General features: G+C 68.7%; 1 protein-coding gene. It reads right to left on the bottom strand.

Annotated elements, in window-relative coordinates; translation table 11 throughout:
- Positions 1–333, bottom strand: a 333-nt coding sequence (locus D473_RS25365; protein WP_161626440.1) for a condensation domain-containing protein, incomplete at its 3' end; no start/stop codon positions are given.
- Positions 334–348: the final 15 nt, after the last annotated feature.

The following is a 348-nucleotide window of genomic DNA, read 5'->3' as shown; positions in this document are numbered from 1 at the left end:
GGTGATGAGCAGGCGGGGCGTGTTCCGGCCGGTGAACAACACCATCCGCACCATGGGGCCGGAGACCGGGTCGAGCGAGGTCTGGGCCGAATGGATGCGCTCGGTCGTGACTTCCTCGGACCGCTCCGTCGGGAGGCCGGCCAGGTCCACCGCCTCCACGACCGTTTCGGCTTCCTCGGTCTCGGCGATCCGGACCTCACCCGAGGCCTCCATCCGGAGCCGGAGCATGTCGTGGTGTTCCAGGAGCGCATCGGCCATCCGGGACAGCGCACCGGTGTCGACGTCCTCGGCCAGGTCCAGCAGCACCGACATGTTGAAGTGCTCCGGTGCCACCGGATGGGTCTGCAC

This window comes from Nocardiopsis xinjiangensis YIM 90004 (assembly GCF_000341145.1).
GTDB classification, from domain to species: Bacteria; Actinomycetota; Actinomycetes; order Streptosporangiales; family Streptosporangiaceae; genus Nocardiopsis; species Nocardiopsis xinjiangensis.
This window is presented reverse-complemented; position numbering and strand designations above follow the sequence as displayed.